At 72.9% G+C, this 19,615-nt stretch carries 20 protein-coding genes; 11 read left to right on the top strand and 9 right to left on the bottom strand.

Translation table 11 applies throughout. The annotated features are described in order from the left end of the window. The first annotated feature begins 33 nt into the window (after window positions 1-33). Both ABZY33_RS13150 and ABZY33_RS13145 read left to right on the top strand, forming a co-directional pair. Window positions 34-504, top strand: coding sequence for a GNAT family N-acetyltransferase (locus tag ABZY33_RS13150; protein ID WP_356491624.1), 471 nt, complete (start codon window positions 34-36; stop codon window positions 502-504). 56 nt (window positions 505-560) lie between these two features. Next, the gene (locus ABZY33_RS13145) at window positions 561-1,238 is read left to right on the top strand and encodes a pentapeptide repeat-containing protein (RefSeq protein WP_356491623.1); all 678 of its coding nucleotides are present in this window, start codon (window positions 561-563) and stop codon (window positions 1,236-1,238) included. Window positions 1,239-1,260: 22 nt separating this feature from the next. Here the strand turns inward: ABZY33_RS13145 and ABZY33_RS13140 are convergent, their stop codons facing one another. From ABZY33_RS13140 to ABZY33_RS13130, 3 genes are all read right to left on the bottom strand, one after another. Then, window positions 1,261-1,770, bottom strand: a complete 510-nt coding sequence (locus ABZY33_RS13140; protein ID WP_356491622.1) for a hypothetical protein — start codon at window positions 1,768-1,770, stop codon at window positions 1,261-1,263. Window positions 1,771-1,815: 45 nt separating this feature from the next. After that, on the bottom strand, window positions 1,816-2,466 hold the full coding sequence (locus ABZY33_RS13135) for a response regulator transcription factor (RefSeq protein WP_356491621.1): 651 nt from the start codon (window positions 2,464-2,466) through the stop codon (window positions 1,816-1,818). A 154-nt stretch (window positions 2,467-2,620) separates the two neighbouring features. Continuing rightward, a complete protein-coding gene (locus tag ABZY33_RS13130; protein WP_356491717.1) occupies window positions 2,621-3,808 on the bottom strand; it encodes a sensor histidine kinase in 1,188 nt (395 codons plus the stop codon). 322 nt (window positions 3,809-4,130) lie between these two features. Here ABZY33_RS13130 and ABZY33_RS13125 point away from each other — a divergent pair, with 322 nt between their 5' ends. The 3 genes from ABZY33_RS13125 to ABZY33_RS13115 all read left to right on the top strand — a co-directional run bounded on the left by ABZY33_RS13125 (window position 4,131) and on the right by ABZY33_RS13115 (window position 6,996). Further along, window positions 4,131-4,682, top strand: coding sequence for a heme-binding protein (locus ABZY33_RS13125; protein ID WP_356491620.1), 552 nt, complete (start codon window positions 4,131-4,133; stop codon window positions 4,680-4,682). Window positions 4,683-4,794: 112 nt separating this feature from the next. Then, window positions 4,795-6,210, top strand: coding sequence for a M1 family metallopeptidase (locus ABZY33_RS13120; RefSeq protein WP_356491619.1), 1,416 nt, complete (start codon window positions 4,795-4,797; stop codon window positions 6,208-6,210). A gap of 171 nt (window positions 6,211-6,381) precedes the next feature. Further along, window positions 6,382-6,996: a LysE family transporter gene (locus tag ABZY33_RS13115; protein WP_356491618.1), complete on the top strand. Its 615-nt coding sequence runs from the start codon at window positions 6,382-6,384 to the stop codon at window positions 6,994-6,996. Between the two features lie 92 nt (window positions 6,997-7,088). On the opposite strand, the gene ABZY33_RS13110 is transcribed toward ABZY33_RS13115, so the two are convergent. Next, window positions 7,089-7,664 (bottom strand): TerD family protein, encoded by a 576-nt coding sequence (locus tag ABZY33_RS13110; protein ID WP_356491617.1) that lies wholly within the window; start codon window positions 7,662-7,664, stop codon window positions 7,089-7,091. Window positions 7,665-7,832: 168 nt separating this feature from the next. On the opposite strand from ABZY33_RS13110, the gene arfB reads away from it, so the two are divergent. Beyond that, on the top strand, window positions 7,833-8,258 hold the full coding sequence (gene arfB / locus ABZY33_RS13105) for an alternative ribosome rescue aminoacyl-tRNA hydrolase ArfB (RefSeq protein WP_356491616.1): 426 nt from the start codon (window positions 7,833-7,835) through the stop codon (window positions 8,256-8,258). Window positions 8,259-8,404: 146 nt separating this feature from the next. Here the strand turns inward: arfB and ABZY33_RS13100 are convergent, their stop codons facing one another. Together ABZY33_RS13100 and ABZY33_RS13095 are read right to left on the bottom strand one after the other, a co-directional pair. After that, complete coding sequence (locus ABZY33_RS13100; protein WP_356491615.1) at window positions 8,405-9,148, bottom strand: hypothetical protein; 744 nt, start codon at window positions 9,146-9,148, stop codon at window positions 8,405-8,407. A 581-nt stretch (window positions 9,149-9,729) separates the two neighbouring features. Continuing rightward, complete coding sequence (locus tag ABZY33_RS13095; protein ID WP_356491614.1) at window positions 9,730-10,311, bottom strand: flavin reductase family protein; 582 nt, start codon at window positions 10,309-10,311, stop codon at window positions 9,730-9,732. A 370-nt stretch (window positions 10,312-10,681) separates the two neighbouring features. Between ABZY33_RS13095 and cdgB the strand changes: the two genes are divergently transcribed. Beyond that, entirely contained in the window at window positions 10,682-12,409 is a 1,728-nt protein-coding gene (cdgB, locus tag ABZY33_RS13090; RefSeq protein WP_356491613.1) for a diguanylate cyclase CdgB, read from the top strand. A gap of 112 nt (window positions 12,410-12,521) precedes the next feature. Then, the gene (locus tag ABZY33_RS13085) at window positions 12,522-13,505 is read left to right on the top strand and encodes a carbohydrate-binding protein (protein ID WP_356491612.1); all 984 of its coding nucleotides are present in this window, start codon (window positions 12,522-12,524) and stop codon (window positions 13,503-13,505) included. A 16-nt stretch (window positions 13,506-13,521) separates the two neighbouring features. Here ABZY33_RS13085 and ABZY33_RS13080 read toward each other — a convergent pair whose 3' ends face one another. The 3 genes from ABZY33_RS13080 to ABZY33_RS13070 all read right to left on the bottom strand — a co-directional run bounded on the left by ABZY33_RS13080 (window position 13,522) and on the right by ABZY33_RS13070 (window position 16,657). After that, window positions 13,522-14,451, bottom strand: a complete 930-nt coding sequence (locus ABZY33_RS13080; protein ID WP_356491611.1) for a 1-phosphofructokinase family hexose kinase — start codon at window positions 14,449-14,451, stop codon at window positions 13,522-13,524. 110 nt (window positions 14,452-14,561) lie between these two features. Continuing rightward, on the bottom strand, window positions 14,562-15,707 hold the full coding sequence (gene nagA / locus ABZY33_RS13075; RefSeq protein ID WP_356491610.1) for an N-acetylglucosamine-6-phosphate deacetylase: 1,146 nt from the start codon (window positions 15,705-15,707) through the stop codon (window positions 14,562-14,564). Beyond that, window positions 15,707-16,657, bottom strand: a complete 951-nt coding sequence (locus ABZY33_RS13070) for an ROK family protein (RefSeq protein WP_356491609.1) — start codon at window positions 16,655-16,657, stop codon at window positions 15,707-15,709. The genes nagA and ABZY33_RS13070 overlap by 1 nt, the downstream gene beginning before the upstream one ends. 237 nt (window positions 16,658-16,894) lie before the next feature. On the opposite strand from ABZY33_RS13070, the gene ABZY33_RS13065 reads away from it, so the two are divergent. The 3 genes from ABZY33_RS13065 (at window position 16,895) to otsB (ending at window position 19,278) form a co-directional block, all read left to right on the top strand. Then, window positions 16,895-18,109: an extracellular solute-binding protein gene (locus ABZY33_RS13065; protein WP_356491716.1), complete on the top strand. Its 1,215-nt coding sequence runs from the start codon at window positions 16,895-16,897 to the stop codon at window positions 18,107-18,109. Between the two features lie 10 nt (window positions 18,110-18,119). Then, a complete protein-coding gene (locus ABZY33_RS13060; RefSeq protein WP_356491608.1) occupies window positions 18,120-18,365 on the top strand; it encodes a DUF3263 domain-containing protein in 246 nt (81 codons plus the stop codon). Window positions 18,366-18,426: 61 nt separating this feature from the next. Continuing rightward, on the top strand, window positions 18,427-19,278 hold the full coding sequence (otsB, locus tag ABZY33_RS13055; protein WP_356491607.1) for a trehalose-phosphatase: 852 nt from the start codon (window positions 18,427-18,429) through the stop codon (window positions 19,276-19,278). The last annotated feature ends 337 nt before the right edge of the window (window positions 19,279-19,615 follow it).

Here is a 19,615-nt window from a genome sequence, read left to right as displayed (position 1 = left end):
GGAGGGGGCCGGGCGGGTGGTTACTCTGCGGCCATGATCCGTGCTGCTGTGCCTGCCGATGTGCCCGTCCTCCACGCCATGGTGTGTGAACTCGCCGACTACGAACGCTGTCTGGACGAGGTCCGGGCCACGGAGGGGCAGTTGCGTGCGGCCCTGTTCGGGGAGCGACCGGCGGTTTTCGCGCATATCGCGGAGGATGCGGGCGGGGAGCCGGTCGGTATGGCGCTGTGGTTCCTGAACTTCTCTACGTGGCGTGGGGTGCACGGCATCTATCTGGAGGATCTGTACGTGCGTCCGCACGCGCGGGGTGGTGGCCACGGGAAGGCGCTGCTGGGGGAGCTGGCGCGGATCTGTGTCGAGCGCGGGTACGAGCGGCTGGAGTGGGCCGTCCTGAACTGGAACGAGCCGTCGGTCCAGTTCTACCGTGCCCTCGGTGCCCGCCCGCAGGACGAGTGGAGCGTGTACCGGCTGACCGGGGAGGCGCTGGAGCGGCTCGGGGTGTGAGGGGGCGGGTGCGGGGCCGGGCGGGGGTTGTCAGTGGGGGCGGGCAGCATGGGGGGATGACGGACAGGGACAGCGGGGCGGCGAAGGTGAAGCGGGCGCGGCGGCCACAGGTGCGGTTGCCTCCGCTGGTGGTGTGGGAGGACGGCGGGCTTGAGCCGGACGGGGACTATGACGGGGTGGAGTTCGGCGGCGCGGACTTCGCGGGGCAGGAGGGGGCGGGGGCGCGGTTCATGGACTGCGCGGTGCGGGGTTGTGGTTTCGACGGGACGGGGTTGCGGCGGGCGCGGCTGCTGGATTCGGTGCTGTCGGGTGTCCGGGGGGTGGGTACGGATCTGGCGGAGGCGACGCTGCGGGATGTCGAGGTGGTGGACGCGCGGCTCGGCGGGGTGCAGTTGCACGGGGCCGTCCTGGAGCGGGTGGTCTTCCGCGGCGGGAAGATCGACTATCTGAATCTGCGTACGGCGCGGTTGAAGGATGTGGTCTTCGACGGCTGTGTGCTGGTGGAGCCCGACTTCGGGGGCGCGCGGTTGGAGCGGGTGGAGTTCCCGGGGTGTGTGGTGCGGGGCGCGGACCTGACGGGGGCGACGCTGAGGGACGTGGATCTGCGGGACGCGGCCGAGCTGGGGGTCGCGCGGGGTGTGGACCGGCTCGGCGGTGCGGTGATCTCGCCGCCGCAGCTCTTCGACCTGGCTCCCGCGCTGGCGGCGCAGCTGGGGGTGCGGGTGGTGGGGTAGCGGACGGGGTCCCGGCGGGGTGTCAGCGCGGGTCGGGCAGGCGCGGGAAGCGGGCCTGGAGGTCCCAGATCACCGGGTTCTCCGCGAGGTCCTCGTGCATGTCGGCGAGGTCGGCGATCAGGTCGTGGAGGAAGTCGCGGGCCTCGCGGCGCAGTTCGGTGTGGGAGAAGGTCAGCGGGGGTTCGTGGCCGGGCATCCAGTCGGCCTCGACGTCGACCCAGCCGAAGCGGCGTTCGAACAGCATGCGGTCCGTGGACTCGGTGAAGTCGAGGTCGGCGTACTGGGGGGTGGCGCTGCGGCTGCCGCGGGGGTCGCGGTCGAGCTGTTCGACGATGTCGCACAGGGCCCAGGCGAAGTCCAGGACGGGGACCCATCCCCAGGCTGTGGACAGTTCCCGGTCCGCTTTGGTGTCGGCGAGGTAGACGTCGCCGCAGAAGAGGTCGTGGCGCAGGGCGTGGACGTCCGCGCGCCGGTAGTCCGTCTGCGGGGGGTCCGGGAAGCGGCGGGAGAGGGCGTAGCCGATGTCGAGCACGTTAGGGATGGTGTCACGGCGGGGCGGGGCGGGTGTCGGTGCGGTTCAGGGGAGCAGTCGCTGTTCTTTGGCGACGGCCACCGCGCCTGCGCGGGTGTCGACGCCGAGCTTGTCGTAGATCCGGCCGAGGTGGGTCTTGACCGTGGCTTCGCTGATGAAGAGGGCTTTGGCGATGTCCCGGTTGCCGAGGCCGTGGGCGAGCTGGGCCAGGATGTCGCGTTCGCGGGCGGTGAGCGTGGGCCGTGGGGTGCGCAGGTTGGCCATGACGCGGCTGGCGACGGGGGCGGAGAGGGTGGTGCGGCCCTGGGCGGCGGCGTGGATCGCGGCGAAGAGTTCTTCGGGGCGTTCGGCCTTGAGGAGGTAGCCGGTGGCGCCCGCCTCGATGGCGCGGGTGATGTCGGCGTCCGTGTCGTAGGTGGTCAGGACGAGGACGTGCGGGTGGGGGGCGTCGGGGGTGGAGGTGAGGCGGCGGGTCGTCTCCGCTCCGTCGATGCCGGTGCCCAGCTGGAGGTCCATCAGGACCACGTCGGGGGCGAGGCGGGCGGCCAGGGCGAGGGCTTCCTCGCCTGTGCCCGCTTCGCCTACGACCTCGATGCCGGGGGCGCTGTCCAGGAGGGCGAGCAGGCCTGCGCGGATCACTGCGTGGTCGTCGCAGAGCAGGAGTCTGACGGGGCCGGGGGGATTCGTGCGGGGCATTTTCGGGGCCTTCTGTGGGGTGCGGGTGGGTCGTGGCGGGGGTCTGCGCAGTTCCCCGCGCCCCTGATCTGGCTGGGTCGGTGCGGGGGTCGCGCAGTTCGCCGCGCCCCTGATGTGGCTGGGGTTGCGTCGTTTCCTGCGGCTCTGAGGTCCCTCATGCGGTGTTCGGGGGCAGGGGGAATGCGGCTGTGAGGACCGTGCCTTCTGGTGGGGTTGATTCGATGGTGAGGGTGCCGCCCAGTTGGTGGACGCGGGCCCGGATCGCCGGGAGGCCGTGGCCGCGTACGCCGGACGGGGAGTCCGGCAGTGTCGCGGGGTCGAAGCCGTGGCCGTCGTCGGCTACGTCCAGGACCACCTGGTCGTCGAGGAGCGTGAGTGTCAGCGCGGCGTGGGCGGCGCCGGAGTGTTCCCGTACGTTGGCGAGCGCGCCCTGGGCGATGCGCAGCAGCGCCGACTGGATGCGGTCGGGCAGCGGCGGCGGCGCGGCCCCGGCCGCCGTGTCGGCGGCGTCGATGTGGACGCGGACGGTGAGCCGCTCGCCGGACTCCCGTGCCGCGACGGCCCGCAGCGCTCCCTCCAGGCCGTGGGCCAGGTCCGCGGGGGCGAGGTCGTGCACGAAGCGGCGGGCTTCGGTGAGGTTGTGCTCGGCGACGGACTCCGCGGTGCGTACGTGGGCGCGGGCCCGGCCGGGGTCGGAGTCCCAGATCCGCCCGGCGGCCTGCAACAGCATCTGCTGGCTGGACAGGCCCTGCGCGAGGGTGTCGTGGATCTCCATGGAGAGGCGCTGTCGCTCGGCGAGGGTGCCTTCGCGGCGTTCGGCGGCGGCGAGTTCACGCCGGGTGCGGATCAGGTCGTCGATCAGGGCGCGCTGGCGTAGGTCCTGGCGCTGCATCTGGAGGAAGACGGCGGTGGCGATGACCACGACCGCGGGCGGGCCGAGCACCAGGTCGGGGTCCCAGCGGCCGGCGAGCCGCAGTTGGGCGGCGATGACGAGGCCGGTCAGCAGGGTCACGAGGACGAGCGCGGCGCGGGTGGGCAGCGTACGCAGGCCGGTGTAGAAGAGCGGCACCGCGCACCACGCGAAGCTCGGGGCGAGCGCGACGAGCACCACCCAGACGCCGACCACGACGGTCAGTCGGGCGCGCTGCCGCGCCGTGGGGCGTTCCGCGAGGTCCCGGGTGAGGCCGGTGACGTACACGAGGGCCAGTACGGCGCACAGGCCGATGATCCATGGGGTGCGCGGGCCGCCGGGGTGGCGCAGCAGGAAGCGGGCGAGGGCGACGGCCAGCAGCAGGAAGAACGCGGTGTGCATGACGGTGGTGAGGCGGCGGGTGTCCGTCATGTAGTTGTCGTCGTCCCGGTCGGCGGGCGTCCGGCGCTGCTTGTCGGGCACGGCGCCCGCACCTCCTTCACGGCCCTGGCCCGGCCGGTGCCGAACGGCTCGGCACGGCCGCGAACCCGGCACACCCTGCCATTGTCACGGGCCTGCGCGCCCCCGGGGTCAACCGTTCGGATGACCCGGGGGTCGGCCGCTCGGCCGCCCGTGACCAGCCGGAACGCCGACGGTCGGGGTGCCGCCTCGGCCCCAGGCTGGAGAGCGGAAGGAACAGCGCCGGAGACCTGTGAACGCCGGCGCCCGCAGCCCCCTCACTCCAGGAGTCACCATGAAGAAGCTCTCCCGTCGCTCCACCGTGCTCACCGGCGCTGCCGTGCTCGCCGCCGTCGCCGCCGGTACGGTCGGGGCGGTCACCGCCAGCGCCTCGGCGCCGGCCGCGCCCGCCGCGTCGTCCGCCGCCGGTGTCCGGAGCGGCGCCACTGTGACCACCACGCATCTGACGCTGGCCTCCGCCACCAAGGCCGCCGGGGCCGCGCTGGACGCCGCGAAGAAGGAGAACCAGAAGGTCTCCGTCGCCGTCGTCGACCGTGACGGGAACACGATCGTGACGCTGCGGGGCGACGGCGCGGGCCCGCAGGCGTACGAGGCGGCCGAGAAGAAGGCGTTCACCGCCGTGTCCTGGAACGCCCCGACCTCCGAGCTGGCCGGGCGCCTGGACAAGGCGCCGACGCTGAAGGACATCCCGGGCACGCTCTTCCTCGCGGGCGGGGCGCCGGTGGCCGTCAAGGGTGCGCCGGTCGCCGGGATCGGTGTCGCGGGCGCGCCCTCGGGCGACCTGGACGAGAAGTTCGCCCAGGCGGGGGTGGCGTCGCTCCGCTAGGGACCCGGGCAGTGTGGCCGTGTTGCGGGCCCGGGTGTCCGCCTGGGGCTGTTGCCCGCCGCGGGTGCCGCGCGCCCGCTCTGCCGGACGGTGCCGCCCCTAGGATCGAGCGGTGCGCACCTCCGGCCCCCGCCCGTTCCGTCCCGCTCTCCTCCCGGCCCTGCTGCTGACGCTCACCGCCGGGACCGCCTGTTCCGGCGGGGTGCACGGCACGCCGGGCGCCGTGGGCCTTCGTGACCCGTACTTCGGGCGGCTGGGCAACGGCGGCTATGACGTCACCCATTACGCCCTCGATCTCGCCTACGACCCGGCCACGCACCACCTCACCGGTACGGCCGCCGTCACCGCGCGGGCGACGCAGGACCTGAGCGCGTTCGACCTCGATCTCAAGGGGCTGACGGTGTCCGGGGTCACCGTCGACGGGCGGCGCGCCGTGGGCAGCCGGGCCGGGCAGGAGCTGCGGGTGCGGCCGCGGGACGAACTGGCCGAGGGCAGCACGTTCCGCACCACCGTCCGCTACTCCGGCGAGCCCGTCACGGTCACCGACCCGGACGGTTCGCGGGAGGGCTGGCTGCGCACCGGCGACGGCGCGCTCGGCCTCGGCGAACCCACCGGCTCCATGGCATGGTTCCCCGGCAACCACCATCCCTCCGACAAGGCGACGTACGCCATCACGGTGACGGTCCCCAAGGGCGTACAGGCCGTCTCCAACGGGGAGTTGACCGGTGAGAAGCCGTCCCGTGACGGGCGCCGCACCACCTTCTCCTGGCGCGTGGCGCAGCCCATGGCGAGCTATCTGGCGACGGTCGCCGTGGGCAGGTTCGCGATGACGAAGACGCGGACCGCCTCGGGTCTGCCCGTCGTCACGGCGGTCACTCCGTCGGAGGCGAAGGCGAGCGCGCGGGTCCTCGGCCGGCTGCCCGAAGTGCTCGGCTGGGGGACGAAGACGTTCGGCGCGTACCCGTTCTCCTCCGCGGGTGCGATCGTCGCCCCCGACGGGGCGGCGGAGTACGCCCTGGAGACGCAGAACCGTCCCGTCTTCCCCGGCGCCCCCGATCTGTCCACGCTCGTGCACGAGGTGGCGCACCAGTGGTACGGCGACTCGGTCACGCCTGCCTCGTGGCGGGACATGTGGCTCAACGAGGGGTTCGCCACGTACGCGGAGTGGCTGTGGGCCGAGGAGCACGGCGGGGCCACGGCCGAGGAGACCTTCGACCGGCTCTGCGCCCGTCCGGCGGACGACGGCCTCTGGGCCTTCCCGCCCGCCGTGCCGCCCACCGCCGCGCAGCTCTCGGATCCGCCCGTCTACCAGCGCGGCGCGATGGTCCTGCACCGGGTGCGCCGCACGATCGGTGACACCGCCTTCCGTGCGCTGCTGCGCGGCTGGCCGGAGGAGCACAAGTACGGGAACGCGGACACCGGCGACTTCACGGCGTATACCGAGCGGAAGAATCCCGGCAAGGCGAAGGCTCTCGCGCGGGTGTGGGACGGGTGGCTGTACGGGCACGGCAGACCGGACGGCGCCTGAGGCCGCCTCATCCGCGGGGCCCGCTTAATGCGTTGCACCAGTGCGCGGGGCCCCGCAGGCTTCCGGTATGACCTCGTCCGTGCACGCTCCGCGCCCGCTGTCCGCTCCGGCCCGCCCGGCGCGGCGACAGCAGCGGGCCGTCCCGGGCCGGAGGCCGAGTCCGCCGCCGGCGTGAGCGGGGCCTTGGTCGCGGGGGTGCTCGCCGGGTACGGCATCGCCGTCCCGGTCGGCGCCGTCGGGGCCTACCTGGTCTCCCTGTCGGCCCGGACGAACCTGCGGACCGGCGCCTGCGCCGGGCTCGGCGTCGCCACGGCGGACGGGCTCTACGCGCTGGCCGCCGTCGCGGGCGGCGCCGCGCTCGCCCCGGTGATCCGGTCGGTGCGGACCCCGCTGAGCTGGGCGGCGGCGGCCGTGCTGCTGGCGCTCGCCGTGCAGGGCGGTGTCCGGGCGGTGCGCGGACGCCGGGCCGGGGCCCCGGCCGGGCCGCACCTCGCGCCGGGGCGGGCCTACGCCGGGCTGCTGGGACTGACCCTGCTCAACCCGATGACCGTCCTCTACTTCGCCGCGCTCGTGCTCGGCGGCGGCTTCGCGGCGGAGGGGCTTCTCGCCCGCGCCGCGTTCGCCGGGGCGGCCTTCGCCGCGTCCGCCAGCTGGCAGCTGCTGCTCGCGGGCGGCGGCGCGCTGCTCGGCCGCGCCCTGACCGGGGCGCGGGGGCGGCTCGTGACGGGGCTGGTGTCGAGCGCGCTGATCGCGGGGTTCGCGGTGCGGCTCGTCTGGGCCGCGTAGTCCCCCTCCGGACGGCGGGACGGGTCCCGGGCGCGCCGCAGGGAGGCGTGCCCGGGACCCGGCCGGTCAGCTGCGGTCGGCTTGCGGCCGGCTCAGACGTTGACGCCGAAGTCCTGCGCGATGCCGGTGAGGCCCGAGGCGTAGCCCTGGCCGACGGCGCGGAACTTCCACTCCGCCCCGTTCCGGTACAGCTCGCCGAAGACCATCGCCGTCTCGGTGGCCGCGTCCTCGGAGAGGTCGTAGCGGGCGATCTCGGTGCCGCCGGCCTGGTTCACGATGCGGATGTACGCGTTGCGCACCTGGCCGAAGTTCTGCGAGCGGCTCTCCGCGTCGTAGATCGAGACCGGGAAGACGATCTTGTCGACGTCGGCGGGGAGCGCCGACAGGTTCACGTTGATCGCCTCGTCGTCGCCCGCGCCCTCGCCCGAGCGGTTGTCGCCGGTGTGGACGATGGACTGGTCCGGCGTCGACTTGTTGTTGAAGAAGACGAAGTGGCCGTCCGAGTAGACCTTGCCCTGCGTGTTCACCGCGATCGCGGAGGCGTCGAGGTCGAAGTCGGTGCCGGTGGTGGTGCGGACGTCCCAGCCGAGGCCCACGGTGACGGCGGTCAGGCCCGGAGCCTCCTTGGTGAGCGAGACGTTGCCACCCTTGGACAGGCTTACAGCCATTGCTGGAGTCCTTCCCTCGTTACATTCGTGCCCGGCGTACATGCGTAGCCGAAGCTACCCGTACCCGTATGAACGCGGAGCGGGTACCGGAGGTTCCAGCTCTCTTTACTTTCTTTACTCGTGGGAAAACCGGGTGACGCGGCGGCGCGGGCACGCGACCATGGAGGCATGTCCGGTCCCTATCCCATCCGCGGTTCGGTCGTCCTTCCGGAGGCCGAGCTCCAGTGGCGTTTCTCGCGGTCGTCCGGGCCGGGCGGGCAGCACGTGAACACCAGTGACACGCAGGTGGAGCTGCGGTTCGACCTGGCGGCCACGAACGCGCTGCCCGAGGTGTGGAAGGCGCGCGCCCTGGAGCGGCTGGCGTCGCGTCTTGTCGACGGGGTCGTCTCCGTGCGGGCCTCCGAGCACCGTTCGCAGTGGCGCAACCGCGAGACGGCGGCCGTGCGGCTCGCGGCGCTGCTGGCGGAGGCGTCCGCGCCGCCGCCCAAGGCCCGGCGGCCCACGCGGAAGTCCCGGGGCGTCAACGAGCGGCGGCTGCGGGAGAAGAAGGCCCGGTCCGAGACGAAGCGTGGGCGGACCGGGCGGGACTGGTAGGCGGTCACGGGGGTGCCGCCTATCAGTCCCGGTCCCCGCCCCGGCCGTGGGTCCCCGCCCCGGCCGTGGGTCTCCGCCCCGGGGGTGGGTGAGCCCGGCTGGGCCGAGGCCGCGCACGCGCGGGGAGGCGAGGGACCTCCTCACCTCTATTCGTCCGTCATGGTGAAAGCGGGCCGCTTCCGGGCGTCGCCCCATTTCCCGTAGCCGAGCAGGGGGTGCTGGCCGACTCGGAGACCGGGCTGCGCTTTGTTCTTCCAGCCCATCATGACCATGGGCTTGTCCTGTCCCTCGACCGCGACGCCGGCGCCCTCGAAGGGCTCGCCCTTCGCGGTGAGCGCACGCAGCATTCCGGCCAGTTCGTCGGCGTCCCGGCGCGAGCCGCTCAGCGCGCACAGCTTCGAGACGGGCTTGCCGTCGCTGCCTGTCCGGGTGCCGACGGCCGCCAGCAGGGCTCTGCTGTTGCGCGGGTACTTGCGGTCGAAGTTCGCCGTGAAGACGGAGCCGAGGCAGTCGGCCACGGCGACGTAGGACGGGTCGTCGGCCAGGGTCTCGCCCTTGGGCGCGCTCATCGCCCTGTAGATGACCTTGTCCGTGAACGACTCCAGCCCGGCCCCCGCGGAGGAGGAGGCGGCGATCGCCTTCTTGTCGAAGCGGCCCGCCAGGTAATTGCCGTCGGTCTCGTACGAGACCACGGTGTCCACGTCCTTCTCGTCGTAACCGTAGGTCTCTTTGGCCGTCGCCTTGATCACCAGCGAATCGTTCCCGCTGTCAGCCGGGTGCCGGAAGTCGTACATCTCGTGGATGTAGTAGTACGGCGGGAACGCGTACAACTCCTTGTCCCGGGCCATCAGCCACCGGGCCGTGCGCAGGTCGAGGTAGTCGATGAGCACGAGGCCGCCCGCGGGGAGCTGCTTGAAACACGTCCACCAGCTTGCCCGGTGGGGTGGGCGGCCGTGCCGGTGCCGGTGCGGTGCCGGGGCTGCCTGCGCCGCAACCGGCGAGCAGTGTGGCCGCGACAGCGGTGCCGATCAGCTTTGATCCCCATGAACGCACAGAGTCCCTTTCCGTGGCGCGCGCGACGGGCATGTCCTGCACGTCGCGGAAAGAGGACTTCCGCCCGCCCCTCAGGGTTGTGCCGGCTGGCCGTTGATCCCGGGGAGGCTGCTCGGCTGGGTGTACTTCGTCTGCGGCCCCGGAGGGGGCTGGTCGCGCAGTTCCCCGCGCCCCTTGAAGGGGCAGTACTTCGGCTTGCCCACCGTCGGGCTTCTCGCGCAGTTCCCCGCGCCCCTGAAGGCATGCGGCTTCGCCGCAGCCCCAGGGGGCGATGAGATGGCGCAGGCAGTGCGCATCTCAGGGGCGCGGGGAACTGCACGACCAGCCACGACGGCGCGTCAGCCGAAGGACGGCCTCTCAGGGGCGCGGGGAACTGCGCAAGCAGCTGCGACGCGTTCGCGCCCGTAAGGACCCCGCGTCACCCCAGCGTCCGGTACCGGCCCCGGAAATACGTCAGTGGGCCGCCCTCCGCGACGGGCAGGGTCGCGCTCAGGACGCGGCCGATCACCAGGGTGTGGTCGCCGGCCGGGACCAGTTGTTCCGTGCGGCACTCCAGCGTGGCCAGCGCCCCGCCCACCAGCGGAGCCCCCGTGTGCGTGCCGCGTACGTAAGGGATGTCCTCGAAGAGGAGACGGTCGCTGAGGCGGCCCTTCATGGCGAACCGGCCCGCGATGTGCTTCTGCGACTCCGACAGGAGCGAGACGGCCCACAGGGGCTGGTCGTCGAGGAGGTCGTCCATGCGGGAGCCGTTGCGGATCGAGACCAGGACGAGCGGCGGGTCGAGCGAGACCGACATGAAGGCCGTCGCCGTCATGCCCGCGTCCTCCCCGGCGGGCCCCTCGGGGTCGAGCGGGGCCTCGTAGGCGGTCAGCAGGACGACACCCGCGGCGAGACGGGACAGGGCGGCGCGGAACTCGTCGGTGCTCACCCCCTCAGCATGCCCGGCGGCCGGGCCGGGGGAGGGGGGCGGGTCGGTGGCGGCAGGAGAAGTGTTCAGCACTCCACCGACGCTAGCCGCGCCCCGGGTCCCGCCACATCGGACCGATGGCCGAGACGAGTCCTAGAACGGTCCTGGAGCGGTCCTAGGACGAGCGGCGTGCGTCCGGCGGGTATCCGCCGCGCCGGGCGCGCACGGGCCGGGTCTTCGCAAGGGCAAGCATTCTCTGTTCCCTCTCAAGCACGTCTCAACCCACCTTCTCCTCTTGTGACTTGAGTCACAGGGGGCAATATTTGTTGACCCTGTGTACCGGGTGAGCAGCTCGCTGTGATTCAGTGGCGTTGATACTGCGAGATGAACGTGCTCCTGCACGTGCGCGTAGAGAGCCGATCAAGATTCTGGAGTGCTGTCGAGGTCTCGGGGAGAACTGAGCATGGAGACCGAGTCGGAGCCCTACGTCCGTCTTGCGACCCTGCATCAGCTGCACCAGGTGATGGCGGACATGAACACCGCCCGCAGCCTGGCCGACACCCTGCAGACGGTCGCCGACGGCGTGGTCAACGGGCTCGGTTACGAGCTGGCCTGCGTCAATCTCGTCCGCCCCGACGGCGACCTGGTCGTCGCCGCGTTCGCCGGGAACAGCGCGGCGGAGGCGCTCATCACCGGCCGCGTCGGCTCCCGCGACTCCTGGGACCGCCGCCTGGCCATGGGCGAGGCCTGGGGCGAGCTGCGCTTCATCCCGTACACCGAGGGCTGGATACTCGACGAGGACGACGTGCCGCAGTGGTTCACCGACGGCCCGCCGCCCCGCTTCGACGACGAGTGGCACCCCTCCGACCGCCTCTTCGCCCCCATGTACGCGACCGGCGCGGCCGGTGGCGAGCTGCTCGGCGTGATATCCGTCGACCGCCCGCGCAACGGCCGCAGGCCCGGCGCCTGGGGCCGCGAGGCGCTCCAGATGTACGCGTTCCAGGCCGCCATCGCGATCAGCAACGCCCGGCTGCGGGCCAACATGCAGCGCGCCCTGGTCCGGCTCGAACGCGAGCAGCAGGCCCTGCGCGCCAGTGAGGAAAGCTTCCGCCAGGCCTTCGAGTACGCGCCCTCCGGGATGGCCGTCGCCGAGATGGGCGGCGACCAGCACGGACGCATCCTGCGGACCAACGACGCGCTGTGCCGCCTGCTGGGCCGCCCCGCCTCCGCGATGCGCCGCTACTCCTTCTCCGACCTCGTGCACCCGGAGGACATAGGCACCCTGCTGCGCACCTCCGCCGAGGGCGGCCGGGCGGAGCTGCGCCTTGCGCGGCGCGACAACACCTACGTCTGGGTCAGCCTGCGCAACTCGGTGGTGGCCGACGCGGCCGACGGGCCGCGCTTCCTGCTCACACACGTCGAGGACATCGAGGAGCGCAAGCGCCGCGAGCTGCAGCTCGCCCACCGCGCCTCGCACGACTCCCTCACCGGCCTGCCGAACTCGGCGGAGCTGCGGGCCCGGCTCTCCGCCCGGCTGTGCCGGCGCCCGCGGGAGACCGGCAGGCCGAGCGCGGTCGACTCGCTGGATGCGGCCTACGGGGACCTGGGCGGCCAGGGCGGGCGGCTCGCGGCCCCGCCGGACGGGCCCGGCTTCGACTACGCCGCGCCGCTGCCGGTCCCGTCCCAGTCCGGCCTGTACGACGGGTTCGACGGCTTCGACCGCCACGTGCACCTGATCGCCCCGGAGGGCGCGGAGGGTGCGGCGGGCGAGCCGGCCGGGCCCGACGACGGCACCAAGGGGCTCGCCGTCCTCTTCTGCGACCTGGACGGCTTCAAGTCGATCAACGACCGGTTCGGGCACAACGCGGGGGACGCGGTGCTCATCGAGGTCGCCCGCCGGCTGACCAGCGGGGTGCGCGACGGGGACACGGTGGCCCGGCTCGGCGGCGACGAGTTCGTGGTCCTGGCCGACGGGCTCGGCCGCGCGGACGCCGAAGATCTTGCGGTCCGGTTGCGGAACGCCATCATTCCGCCGATTCGTGTCGACGGCCGCGCGGTGCGCGTGGGGGCCAGTTTCGGCATCGGATGGGCGCACTGCGGGATGACCGCGGAAGAAGTGCTGCGCTCCGCTGACCAGCGGATGTACGTAGAGAAAAGGTCTCGGGCCAAGCAGCACCGGCGGGCCGGCTGACCGGTGGGGAGCGCCGTGTTCCCCGGTGCCGGTGAGGTCAAGGCCACGTCTTCGGGGTTCTCGCAGCGGGTACGCTCGCCCCGGTAAGCAAACGCGTAGGGAGTGATCAGGGATGGCGCCCGGCAACAACGGCGCGAGCACCACGCCCGAGGACGACGATCCGTTCGGCTATCTGTACGCCGACGGACAGGCGGCCGGGGCGACCCCGCCCAGCGGCGGGGGTGGCGGCTACGGCTACCCGAGTCCCCGCTCCTCGTACCACCACGTCCGCGCGGTCGGTGAACGCCAGTACGGCGGCCAGCAGCAGACCCAGTACGGCCAGCAGGCTCCGTACGGGCAGCAGCAGGCCCCGCAGCAGCAGACGGCCGCGTACAACCAGCCGAACGCCTACTACCAGGCGCCCGAGACGCTGCCCGGTGGTGGCGCCCCGACCCAGCCGGGCGCGCAGCAGCCCGGGCGCGGCGGTGGCGGCCGGGGCCGCGGGCCGAACACGAAGGCGCTGCTGATCGGCGCGGTCGCCGTCGTGGCGGCCGTGGTGATCGGTATCGGCGTCGCGATGATGAGCGCGGACTCCGGCGACGACAAGGGCGAGGCCGGCTCCAAGCCGAGCGGCGGCTCGCAGACGGTGGAGCCCAGCGCGACGCCGTCCAAGTCCGCCCCGGCCGGCCCGGCCGACCTGCCGAAGACCGACGCGAAGGCGCTGAAGCTGGACGGCGGCACCACCACGGCCTCCGACGTCCAGGGCGCGAAGGCGGCCGGCGGGGTCTACGTCGCGGGCTTCAGCCAGGTCGGCGCGAGCGTGACCTGGACGGTCAACGACATCCCGAAGGACGGCGCGTACCGGCTGTACGTGAACTACGGGGTGCCCGGCAAGGACTCCGACGCCACGATCAACGTGAACGGCACGAAGCAGACCCGGCCGCTGAACATGGACAACTTCGCCCACGCCAAGGAAGGCGACTGGGAGAAGGGCTGGACGAACACGTGGGCCATCGTCCAGCTCACCAAGGGGACGAACGCGATCGCGGTCTCCTGCGAGCAGGGCAACACCTGCAACGCGAACATCGACCAGATGTGGCTGGCCAAGGACAAGTAGGGACGCCGGGGACGGATCAGGCCGCGTCGGCCTGATCCGTCACCCGCACCTCGCCGACGAGCCGCTCGTACGTCGCCCGGTCGAACTCGCCCGCCACCGGCGCCACCACCGTGGCCGCCGACAGCGCGACCGCGCGGGCCAGCCGTTCGGGCCAGGTCAGTTTCTCCACGTAGCCGCAGAGCAGGCCCGCGACCGCGGAGTCGCCGGCGCCCGTGGGGTTGCCGTCGAGGCGGGCGGGGGGCGGCGCCTGCCAGGTGCCGTCCGGGGTGAGGGCTCGTAGTCCCTGGGCGCCGAGCGAGGCGACGACGGCGTGCGCGCCGCGCCTGCGGGCTTCCTTCATGGCCACCGACGGCTCGTGGGAGCCGGTGAGTTCGGCCAGTTCGTCCGCGTTCGGCTTCACGAGGTCGGGGCGGGCCGCGATGCCGCGGCGCAGTGGTTCGCCGCTGGTGTCGAGCAGCACCGGGACCGAGGCGGTGCGGGCCGCGCGGATCAGCGTCGCGTAGGCGCCGACCGGGACGCCCGGCGGCAGGCTGCCGCAGAGCGCCACCGCCGAGGCGGAGCCGAGCAGTCGCCCGTACGTCTCCTGGAAGGCGGCCCATTCGGCGGCGGAGACCAGCGGGCCCGGTTCGTTGAGCTGGGTCGTGTCGCCGGTCGAGGCGTCGACCACCGCGACCGTGCGGCGGGTCTGCCCGGCGACGGGGACCAGGGCGTCGAACAGGCCGTCGGCGCCCCGCAGTTGTTCCTGGAGCGTGCGGCCGGTGGCGCCGCCGACGAACCCGGTCACCGTCACCTCGTGGCCGAGGGCGGCGAGCACCCGGGCCACGTTCAGGCCCTTGCCGCCCGGCCGTTCGGTGACGTCGGTGACGCGGTGCGAGGCGTGCGGACGCAGCGCCCCGACCCGGTAGGTGATGTCGAGCGCGGTGTTCAAGGTGACCGTGAGGATCACAGGACCTCACCCCCCGATGGATGGCGCGTACGTGCGGTAACGCTTCACGGGGGCCGATCATGCCAAAGTCACGGCGGTTGGCCCAGCCGCGGGGCCGACCGCCGTGCCGTTCACGCCAGGTGCGGGCCGACGATCCACTCGCCCTTGCGCATGACGCCCTTGAGCTCGAACTCCGCGTCCAGGACCACGAGGTCGGCGTCCTTGCCGGGCTCCAGTGAGCCCACGGTGTCGTCGATGCCGAGGAGCCGGGCCGGGTTGGCGGAGATCGCCCGGACGATGTCCTCCACGGGGAGCCGGTCGACGGTCGCGGCGCGCTTGAACGCCCGGTCCAGGGTGAGCGTGGACCCCGCGATGGAGCCGCCCTCGACGAGCCGCGCCACGCTCTCCTTCACCTCGACCTCCATCGGGCCGAGCATGTAGCGGCCGTCGCCGAAGCCGGCCGCGTCCATCGCGTCGGTGATGAACGCGACCCGCTCGCCGCCCTTGTGGTGGAAGGCGAGCTGAAGGGCGGCCGGGTGCAGGTGCGTCCCGTCGTTGATCAGCTCGACGGTGATCCGCTCGTCCTCCAGGAGTGCCGCGATGGGGCCCGGCGCGCGGTGGCCGAGCGGCGGCATCGCGTTGAACAGGTGCGTGGCGACGGTGGCGCCCGCGTCGATGGCCTGGACCGTCTGCTCGTACGTGGCGTCGGTGTGGCCGATCGCGGCGATCACGCCCTGGTCGGCGAGGAGGCGTACGGAGTCCAGGCCGCCGGGCAGCTCGGTGGCGAGGGTGACCATCTTGGCGCGGCCGCGCGCGGCGTCGACCAGCTTGCGGACCTCGGCCGGGTCGGGGTCGCGCAGCAGCGTCTCGTCGTGGGCGCCCTTGCGGCACGGCGAGATGAACGGGCCCTCGAAGTGGATGCCCGCGATCTCGCCCTGCTCGGCCAGCTCGGAGAGGAGCCCGGCGCGCTGGGTCAGGAAGTCCGTCTCGCCGGTGACGAACGAGGGGACGACGGTCGTCGTGCCGTGCAGCCGGTGGGTGTGGATGCCCTTGAGGATCTCCTCGACCGTGCCGGAGGTGAAGGAGGCGCCGCCGCCGCCGTGGTTGTGCATGTCGACGAAGCCGGGCACCACCCAGTGGCCGGAGAGGTCGACGGCGGGCGTGCTCTCGGGGGCGCTGCCCGCGATCCTCGTACCGTCGACGATGACGCGTCCGTCGGTGACGGTCCCGGTGGGCAGTACCACCCGGGCGCCCGCGAGCACCTTTGCTGTGGCCATCAGGCGGTTACCTCCGCGGTGTCGGTGGATGTGCGGTCGAGCAGGTCCCAGGCGAGCAGACCCGCGCCCAGGCATCCGGCGGTGTCGCCGAGGACGGCCGGGACGATCGTGGGGAGCGTCTGGAACGTCACGCGCTCCGCGACCGCCGCCCGCAGCGGTGTGAACAAGGTTTCCCCGGCTTCGGCCAGACCGCCACCGATGATCATGGTGTGCGGGTCCAGCAGGGTGAGCGCCAGGACGAGCCCGTCGGCGAGCGCGTCCACGGCGTCCTGCCAGACCTTCGCGGCGAGCGGGTCCCCGGCGGCGACGGCGCGCGCGCAGTGCGCCGCGGTGGCCTCCTCGTCGCCGCTCGCGGCCCGCCAGGCCAGGGTGACGGCGGAGGCCGACGCGTACCGCTCCAGGCAGCCGCGCTGGCCGCAGCCGCAGGGGAGCCCGCCGGGGCGCACGACGACGTGGCCGATCTCGCCGGCCGAGCCGTGCGCGCCGGGCTCGATGCGGCCGTCGATGCCGATGGCGCCCGCGATCCCGGTGCCCAGCGGCATGAACAGGAACCGGTCGGCGTTCTTGCCCGCGCCGAGCCGGCCCTCGCCGAGGCCGCCGGTGCGCACGTCGTGGCCGAGCGCGACGGGCAGGGCGCCGAGCCGCTCGCTGAGCAGGGCCCGCATCGGCACGTCCCGCCAGCCGAGGTTGGCGGCGAAGACGGCGACGCCGGCCGCCTCGTCGACGACGCCCGGCACGGCGACGCCGGCCGCGAGCGCGGGCCGGCCGAAGTGCTTCTCGCCGTGGGCGCGCAGTTCGGCGGCGAAGCCGAGTATCGTCTCGACGACCGCGTCGGGGCCGCGTTCGCGCAGCGTCGCCCGGCGCGCCTGGTGCAGCAGCGTGCCGTCCGCCCCGACCAGGGCGGCCTTCATCCCGGTGCCGCCCACGTCCAGGGCGATGACATGTTCCACGCCGCACAGTGTCGCGCGAACACCCTTGAGAGGTCTAGTCCATTCGCAGGGATCTTGTGGGGGACCGCCCTGTTGCCGAGCCGGGAACCGGGGTGGTGTAGACCTTAGGGTTCGGGCCTGGGGGACCCCCGGGGGACCCGCGGATCATCACGTGACACACGTGACACACGGACGAGGGTGGGAACAGCGGTGCAGCGGCACATCACCGGGCTGATCGCGGCGGCTGCCGCACTGGGCATGGCGGGCGCACTCACCGCCTGCGGCGGCGCGGGGTCGGACGACGTCACGCTGAAGCTGGTCGCCGCCGACTACGGCGACTCCGCGGGCAACAGCTCGCAGAAGTACTGGGACAAGCTCGCCGCCGCGTACGAGAAGGACCACGAGGGCGTGCGGATCGACGTCGACGTCTACTCCTGGAACGACGTCGACGCCAAGGTCAAGACGATGGTCGCCGACGGCCACGCCCCCGACATGGCGCAGATCGGCGCCTACGCGGACTACGCGGCGGCCGACAAGCTCTATCCGGTCGGCGACCTGCTCGACGTGCCGACCCAGGCCGATTACCTCTCCCAGCTCGCCGACGCGGGCAAGATCGACAGCACCCAGTACGGCATGCCCTTCGCCTCCTCCACGCGGCTGCTGTTCTACAACAAGAAGCTCTTCAAGGACGCCGGGATCACCCCGCCCACCACCTGGGCCGAGCTGGCGGCCGACGCCAAGGCGCTCAAGGCCGACGGGGTGAAGATCCCCTACGCGCTGCCGCTGGGCCGCGAGGAGGCCCAGGCCGAGACCATGATCTGGATGCTGAGCGGCGGCGACGGCTACACCGACGACGTCGGCTCGTACACGATCGACTCCAAGCAGAACGTCGCGACGTTCGACTGGCTGAAGAACGACCTCGTCGGCAAGGGCCTGACCGGTCCCACCGCGCCCGGCAGCCTCAACCGGGCCGCCGCCTTCGCCGCGTTCGCCAAGGGCGAGGTCGGCATGCTCAACGGCCACCCCACGCTGATGCAGATGGCCGCGAAGCAGGGCGTCGAGTACGGCACCGTGCCGCTGCCGGGGCCGGACGGCCCGGCGAAGTCCACGATGGGCGTCGCCGACTGGATGATGGCCTTCAAGCAGAACGGTCACCGCAAGGAGGTCGGCGACTTCCTCAACTACGTCTACAGCGAGAAGAACGTCCTGGAGTTCTCCCGCGAGTACAACCTGCTGCCGGTCACCAACAGCGCCTCCGAGGCCATGTCGGGCGCCGAGCGGGACAAGAAGCTCTGGCCGTTCCTGGCGAGCCTCACCAACTCCGAGATCTACCCCGTCGGCAAGACGTCCTGGGCCTCCGTCAGCGCCGACATCAAGGACCAGATCGGCGCGGCCGTCTCCCCGGACAGCAGCGCCGGCGCCGTGCTCGGCCGGATCCAGAACCAGGCGGCGGCCGCGGAAGCCGCCGAGTAGCGTGACGGGCATGGAATCGCCGGAGCCGCCGCAGTCGCTGGGGGAGCGCGAGCGGGCGGTGCTCGCCTTCGAGGGGCGGGGCTGGCCGTCGCCGGGCGCCAAGGAGCGGGCCATCCGCGAGGAGCTGGACCTCGCGCCGGTCCGCTACTACCAGGTGCTCAACGCCCTCCTGGACGATCCGCGGGCGCTCCGCCTCGCCCCGGTGACCGTGAACCGGCTGCGGCGCGTGCGGGAGGGCAAGCGGTCCGAGCGGTGACGCCCGGCGCGTGGCGCGGGGCCGGGGTCCGGGAAACCGGGGCGCGGATAGGGTCGGGTGCATGGTGAGCCATGAGGACGACCTTCTGACCCCGACCACCTCCGCCGGCCGTGACGGGCTGGCCGCCATCGTCGCCCGCCCGTCGCGCAGCGTCATCGCCGTGGACTTCGACGGGACGCTCGCGCCGATCGTCGCCGACCCGGAACAGGCCCGCGCCCACCCCGACGCCGTACCGGCGCTGGCCGCGCTGGCGCCCCGGGTCGCCTCCGTCGCCGTCATCACCGGACGCCCCGCGGGGGTCGCGGTGCGGCACGGGGGGTTCGCGGGCGTGCCCGGCCTCGAACACCTCGTCGTCCTCGGGCACTACGGCGCCGAGCGGTGGGACGCGGTCAGCGGCACCGTCAGCGCGCCCGCGCCGCATCCCGGGGTCGCCGCGGTGCGCTCCGAACTCCCCGGGGTGCTCGAAGAGTTCGGGCTGTGGCACGACACGTACGTGGAGGAGAAGGGGCGGGCCGTCGCGGTCCACACGCGGCGGGCGGCCGATCCGCAGGGAGCGTTCGAGACGCTGCGTGAGCCGCTCGGGGCGTTGGCCGCGCGGCACGGGCTTGTCGTGGAGCCCGGCCGGATGGTGCTCGAGCTGCGGCCGCCGGGGGTCGACAAGGGGGTGGCGCTCACGGAGTACGTCCGTGAGGTGGGCGCCGAGTCGGTTCTCTACGCCGGGGACGACCTGGGGGACCTGCCCGCGTTCGCGGCGGTCGAGAAGTTGCGGCTGGAGGGGGTGGCGGGGGTGCTTGTCGCGGCCGACACGGTCATTTCTGAGCTGGCCGGTCGGGCGGACCTCGTCCTCGACGGTCCCTCCGGGGTAACGGCCCTCCTCCACCACCTGGTCACCAGAACGGCCCCCCCGGCATAACTCCGCCATTCCCCGCCGCCCCGGCGCGGGCTGGTCGCGCAGTTCCCCGCGCCCCTGAAAGCGCACTTCGTGCGCCCCGTTTTCGCCTGCGGGCCGGTGGGGCTTCTCGCGCAGTTCCCCGCGCCCCTCAAAGCGCACTTCGTGCGCCCCCGTTTTCGTCTGCGGGCCCGGTGGGGGCCGGTCGCGCAGTTCCCCGCGCCCCTGAAGGCATGCGCTACGCGCAGCCTTCCCCGATGAGATGGCGATCGAAGGCGTCCCCGGCGGCGGTGTCCAGGAGCTGCCCGGTCAGTTCGGTGATCCACGGTTCGAGACTGGCGATCAGCCCCGGGGTGAACGC

The sequence above is a fragment of the Streptomyces sp. NPDC006552 genome (assembly GCF_040611655.1).
GTDB lineage: Bacteria > Actinomycetota > Actinomycetes > Streptomycetales > Streptomycetaceae > Streptomyces.
Note: the sequence above shows the minus strand (reverse complement) of the source record. Positions and strands in the feature narration are given on the sequence as shown.

Bases quoted from the DNA above. Each gene is read 5' to 3' on its own strand.
- ABZY33_RS13135 (WP_356491621.1), bottom strand. From the start codon at position 2,466: ATGCCCCGCACGAATCCCCCCGGCCCCGTCAGACTCCTGCTCTGCGAC.
- ABZY33_RS13150 (WP_356491624.1), top strand. From the start codon at position 34: ATGATCCGTGCTGCTGTGCCTGCCGATGTGCCCGTCCTCCACGCCATG.
- otsB (WP_356491607.1), top strand. From the start codon at position 18,427: ATGGTGAGCCATGAGGACGACCTTCTGACCCCGACCACCTCCGCCGGC.
- ABZY33_RS13085 (WP_356491612.1), top strand. From the start codon at position 12,522: ATGGCGCCCGGCAACAACGGCGCGAGCACCACGCCCGAGGACGACGAT.
- ABZY33_RS13145 (WP_356491623.1), top strand. From the start codon at position 561: ATGACGGACAGGGACAGCGGGGCGGCGAAGGTGAAGCGGGCGCGGCGG.
- cdgB (WP_356491613.1), top strand. From the start codon at position 10,682: ATGGAGACCGAGTCGGAGCCCTACGTCCGTCTTGCGACCCTGCATCAG.
- arfB (WP_356491616.1), top strand. From the start codon at position 7,833: ATGTCCGGTCCCTATCCCATCCGCGGTTCGGTCGTCCTTCCGGAGGCC.
- ABZY33_RS13060 (WP_356491608.1), top strand. From the start codon at position 18,120: ATGGAATCGCCGGAGCCGCCGCAGTCGCTGGGGGAGCGCGAGCGGGCG.
- ABZY33_RS13110 (WP_356491617.1), bottom strand. From the start codon at position 7,664: ATGGCTGTAAGCCTGTCCAAGGGTGGCAACGTCTCGCTCACCAAGGAG.
- ABZY33_RS13065 (WP_356491716.1), top strand. From the start codon at position 16,895: ATGGCGGGCGCACTCACCGCCTGCGGCGGCGCGGGGTCGGACGACGTC.
- ABZY33_RS13130 (WP_356491717.1), bottom strand. From the start codon at position 3,808: ATGACGGACACCCGCCGCCTCACCACCGTCATGCACACCGCGTTCTTC.
- nagA (WP_356491610.1), bottom strand. From the start codon at position 15,707: ATGGCCACAGCAAAGGTGCTCGCGGGCGCCCGGGTGGTACTGCCCACC.
- ABZY33_RS13125 (WP_356491620.1), top strand. From the start codon at position 4,131: ATGAAGAAGCTCTCCCGTCGCTCCACCGTGCTCACCGGCGCTGCCGTG.